We start from the raw sequence: 5,021 nt of genomic DNA on the forward strand, positions 1-5,021 counted from the left end.
GGGCTGCAGGCCGTGCGCCGCGCAGTCCAGCAGGTGGTCGCGCACGGCGCACGTGTCGGCGGCGTACCTGGACTCGACGGCCGGGTCCTGCGGGCACGGGTACCTCTCCGCGGAGCAGGTGCGCGACCACCTGCTGGACTGCGCGGCGCACGGCCTGCAGGGCGGGTTCCACGCCATCGGTGACGCGGCGATCGACACGGTGCTGGCGGGGTTCGCGGCAGCGGCGGAGAAGGTGGGCACCGACCGGCTGCGGGCGGCCCGGCACCGGGTCGAGCACGCGGAGATCATGAACAAGCGGCTGATCGCCGGGTTCGTGGAGTACGGGATCGTGGCGTCGATGCAGCCGGCGTTCGACCGGCTGTGGGGCGGCGCGGGCCGGATGTACGAGTCGCGGCTGGGCCTTTCCCGGTCGTTGGAGTCCAACCCGATGGGGGCGATGCACTCGGTCGGGGTGGCGTTGGCGTTCGGGTCGGACTCGCCGGTGACGCCGCTGGACCCGTGGGGTTCGGTGCGGGCCGCCGCGGCGCACCACAATCCGGCGCAGCGGATGAGCGCGCGGGCGGCGTTCGCCGCGCACACCCGCGGCGGGTGGCGGGCGGTGCACCTGGACAACGAGGGTGTGCTCGCGCTGGGCGCGCCGGCGACGTTCGCGGTGTGGTCCACCCCGGCCGGGGTGGACCGGGGACTGCCGGTGCTGCTGGCCGAGGACCCGGAGCTGCGGGGCGCGGACGATCCGACGCCGCTGCCGGTGTGCCGGGCCACGGTGCTGCGGGGTGACGTGATCTATCAGGAAGGGTCTTCGTGAGCGAGCGGAGCGAGCGAACCATCGGTACAGACGGGGGCGCGACAGCGTGACGGGCAAGCTTGAGCTGGATCCGGCGCTGGTGGCGCGGGCGCGGGAGTTGGCGCGCCGCGCCGGGCAGCCGGTGGTGGATCTGGCGCGCAGCCACACCACCGTGTCGGTGGAGCGGGCGGTGCTGCGGCTGGCCGGGGTGACCGGCGCCGACCCCGACGGCATCCCGTGGGTGAACCGCCTGGTCGACGCGGTGGTCGCCGACACCGGCCTGGGGCACGGCGTCGCGGCGGCGGTGTTCGACGCCCTGGCGCGGGAGGGCATCACCGATGTGACGCTGCTGGCGCAGAAGGGCGCCGCCGGGTCGGTGCGGTTCACGCAGCCCACCGGGAAGGCGGCCACCGCGGCGCGTAAGGCCGCCCGGAAGGCGGTCGCCGCCGGGGTCCGGCAGGTCGACCGGCGCCGGGCCGAGCGGGACCGCCTGGTGAAGCGGTACGGGGACCCGAAGCAGCGGCCGTGGATCTACCTGATCGTGGCCACCGGGGACATCTACGAGGACATCCCGCAGGCGCAGGCCGCGGCCCGCGCCGGCGCGGACGTCATCGCGGTGATCCGGTCGACGGGGCAGTCGCTGCTGGACTACGTGCCGGAGGGCGCGACCCGGGAGGGTTTCGCCGGCACGTACGCCACGCAGGAGAACTTCCGGCTGATGCGGGCGGCCCTGGACGAGTCGTCGAAGGAGCTGGGCCGGTACGTGCGGCTGACGAACTACGCGTCGGGTCTGTGCATGCCGGAGATGGCGACGCTGGCCGGCCTGGAACGCCTCGACATGATGCTCAACGACTCGATGTACGGGATCCTGTTCCGCGACATCAACCCGATCCGCACCTTCGTCGACCAGCGGTTCTCCCGGCAGGTGCACGCCCGGGCGGGGATCATCATCAACACCGGTGAGGACAACTACCTCACCACCGCCGACGCCGTCGACGAGGCGCACACGGTGACGGTGTCGCAGCTGCTCAACGAGTACTTCGCGCACGAGGCGGGGTTGGCCGACTGGCAGTTGGGGCTGGGGCACGCGTTCGAGATCAACCCGGACGTGCCGGAGTCGTTCCGCCTCGAACTGGCGCACGCGCTGCTGGCCCGGGAGTTGTTCCCCGACGCGCCGCTGAAGTGGATGCCGCCGACGAAGCACATGACCGGTGACGTGTTCCGCGGCAACCTGCTCGACGGGTTCTTCAACCTGGTGGGCACCATGACCGGGCAGGGCATCCTGCTGGTCGGCATGATGACCGAGGCGGTGGTGACGCCGTGGCTGTCCGACCGGGACATCGCCCTGCAGAACGTCCGCTACGTGCTGGGCGCGGCCGGCGGGCTGCACGAGGACTTCGTGCCCGCGCCCGGCGGGTTCATCCAGCAGCGCGCCAACCGGGTGCTCGGTGAGGCCCTGGAGCTGCTGGAGCGCATCGGGGACCAGTCGCTGCTCACGGCCATCGCCGAGGGCACCTTCGGGATCATGAAGCGGCCCGCGGACCGGGGCAAGGGCCTCGACGGGGTCGCCAGGCACGAGGGCGACTACTACAACCCGGCCACCGACATCCTGGAAGGGCAGCAGGCGTGAGCGTCGTCGAGACCGGCGCGGGCGCCGAGAAGAAGATCGTGCGGCCGTACGGGGACACCACCGGCGACGGCATGGTGCAGGTGTCGTTCACCCTGCCGGTGCCGCACGACAAGCGGGCCGAGGGCGCGGCGGTCCAGCTCGCGAACAAGATGGGCATCGACCCGGCGATGCTGGTGCACGCCAAGCCCATCGGTGACGGGTTCACCTTCTTCGTGGTGTACGGGCGGGTGAACCACCTGGTGGACCTCGCCGCGGTGCAGGTGGTCGAGCGGGACTTCCCGCTGCTGTCGGCCAAGGAGGTCAACGCGGTGGTGAAGCAGAAGTTGCGGCGCAAGCTGTCCGTGGTGGGGGCGTGCATCGGCACCGACGCGCACACCGTGGGCATCGACGCGATCCTCAACGTCAAGGGCATCGCCGGTGAGAAGGGCCTGGAGTACTACCGGGAGTTGAAGGTCACCAACCTGGGCGCGCAGGTCAGCGTGCCGGAGCTGGTGGAGGCCGCCCGGGTCGAGAAGGCCGACGCGGTGCTGGTGTCGCAGGTCGTCACCCAGCGCGACGCGCACCTGCACAACACCCGGGAGATGTCCGCGGCGTTCCGCGAGGCGATGCCGGCCGGGAAGCGGCCGCTGCTGATCGTCGGCGGCCCCCGGTTCGACGAGACGATGACCGACGAGTTGGGCGTGGACCGGATCTTCGGCCGGGGCACCACCCCCGGCGAGGTCGCCAGCTACCTGGTCCACGCGCTGATCACGAGCAAGAAGGCGAGAGCATGAGTGACTCCCGGGTCGGTCTGACCGTCACCCACCGCCGGTACGTGCCGTACTCGCACGCCCACTACGCGGGGCACCTGGTCGACGGGGCGTACGCGCTGGGGCTGTTCGGGGACGTCGCCACCGAGGTGTGCATCCGCACCGACGGCGACGAGGGGCTGTTCGCCTCCTACTCCGACGTGCAGTTCCGGGCGCCGATGAAGGCCGGTGACGTGCTCGAGGTGACCGCGACGGTGACCCGGGTGGGCACCCGCAGCCGCACCATCGACTTCGCCGCGCGGGTGGTGTGCCGGGGCCGGCCGGACAAGTCCGAGTCCGCCGCCGAGGTCCTCGCGGAGCCGATCGTGGCGGTCACCGCGACCGGCACGGTGGTCGTACCCCCGGCGGCGTGAACGTCGCCGTCTGCGCCGATGTCGGGTCGACGTACACCAAGGCGGCGGTGGTCGACCTCGACGGCGGCGCGCTGGTCGCGGCCGCGTCGGCGCCGACCACCGTCGGCACGGACGTGCTGCACGGCCTGGACGCTGCCGTCGGCGCGGCCACCGCCCGGCTCGACGCAGCCGACGCGCCCTGGTACGTCTGCTCGTCGGCCGGCGGCGGCCTGCGCCTCGCGGTGATCGGCTACGAACCCCTCGTCACCGCGCAGGCCGGCCGGCGGGTCGGCCTGTCCGCCGGCGCGAACGTGGTGCACGTGGCCGCCGGTCGGCTCGCCGCGGCCGACCTGACCGCGCTGCGGGCCGCCCGCCCCGACGTGGTGCTGCTGGTCGGCGGCACCGACGGCGGCGACGCCGACACGCTCACCCACAACGCCACCCGGCTGGCCCGGGCCCGCTGGCGGGTGCCCGTGGTGCTCGCCGGTAACGCCGACGTCCGCGACGACCTGCGCGCCCTGCTCGCCGCCGCGAAGGTGCCGGTGACCGTCGCCGACAACGTGCTGCCCCGCATCGGGGTGCTCGCCCCCGCGTCGGCGCGGGCGGCGATCCGCGAGGTGTTCCTGCGCCACGTCATCGGCGGCAAACGGCTCTCCCGCGGCACCCGCTTCGCCCGGCTGGTGCGGGCCGCCACCCCCGACGCGGTGCTCACCGGGGTGGAGGTCCTCGCCGACGCCCTCGGCGGTGACCTCGCCGTCGTCGACGTCGGCGGCGCCACCACCGACGTGTACTCGATGCTCACCCCCGACGAGCGGGACAGCGGGCCCGGGCGGGAGGTCGCCGGCAGCCTGTGGCGGGCCCGCACCGTCGAGGGGGACCTGGGCATGCGGTGGAGCGCCCCGGGCGTGGTGCGCGCCGCCGCCGAGGAACGTCTCCTCGCCCCGGCCGAGCAGGACGACCTGGCCGCCGCGGCGGCGGTGCGGGCCGCCGAGCCCGGCTTCCTGCCCGCCGGCGACACCGACCGGGCCGTCGACGCCCGGATCGCCGCCCTCGCGGCCACGGTGGCGCTGCGCCGCCACGCGCGCGGCGCCGCGACGGGGGAGCGGGCCGGCCGGGACCTGCGGGACGTGCGGCTGCTGGTCGGCTCCGGCGGGGTGCTGCGCCACGCGACGCCCACCGACGCCGCCGGTGTGCTGGGCGCGGTGCTGGGTGACCACGCCGGCGGGTGGCCGCTGCCGCGCGCGGCCCGGCCCGTCGTCGACGTCGACTACGTCCTGGCCGCCGGTGGGCTCCTCGCCGCCGACCATCCGGCGGCGGCGCGGGCGTTGCTGCGCCGTCATCTGGACCGCTGAGAGCACCGACGGTCGTCGGATCGAGACGCGCCGACGCGACACGCCGTGTCGCAACACACGACAGGCCCGGGTGGGTTGACAGCGGGCGGGGTGCAGAACGTACCGTCTTTGAGT

At 73.9% G+C, this 5,021-nt stretch carries 5 protein-coding genes; all 5 read left to right on the plus strand.

All coding sequences use genetic code 11. The features are described 5' to 3' along the window. Window positions 1-805 (plus strand): amidohydrolase family protein (locus tag DKT69_RS21045; protein ID WP_146231166.1); only part of this gene is annotated, 805 nt, incomplete at its 5' end. Between the two features lie 46 nt (window positions 806-851). After that, complete coding sequence (gene kamD, locus DKT69_RS21050) at window positions 852-2,414, plus strand: lysine 5,6-aminomutase subunit alpha (protein WP_109803241.1); 1,563 nt, start codon at window positions 852-854, stop codon at window positions 2,412-2,414. Further along, window positions 2,411-3,187, plus strand: a complete 777-nt coding sequence (kamE, locus tag DKT69_RS21055; protein WP_109803242.1) for a lysine 5,6-aminomutase subunit beta — start codon at window positions 2,411-2,413, stop codon at window positions 3,185-3,187. Before kamD ends, kamE begins: the two co-directional genes overlap by 4 nt. Continuing rightward, on the plus strand, window positions 3,184-3,576 hold the full coding sequence (gene kal / locus DKT69_RS21060) for a 3-aminobutyryl-CoA ammonia lyase (RefSeq protein ID WP_109803243.1): 393 nt from the start codon (window positions 3,184-3,186) through the stop codon (window positions 3,574-3,576). Before kamE ends, kal begins: the two co-directional genes overlap by 4 nt. Continuing rightward, window positions 3,573-4,907 (plus strand): glutamate mutase L, encoded by a 1,335-nt coding sequence (locus tag DKT69_RS21065; protein WP_109803244.1) that lies wholly within the window; start codon window positions 3,573-3,575, stop codon window positions 4,905-4,907. Before kal ends, DKT69_RS21065 begins: the two co-directional genes overlap by 4 nt. Window positions 4,908-5,021 lie beyond the last annotated feature (114 nt).

It is taken from the genome of Micromonospora sicca (genome assembly GCF_003172935.1).
Lineage (GTDB): Bacteria > Actinomycetota > Actinomycetes > Mycobacteriales > Micromonosporaceae > Micromonospora > Micromonospora sicca.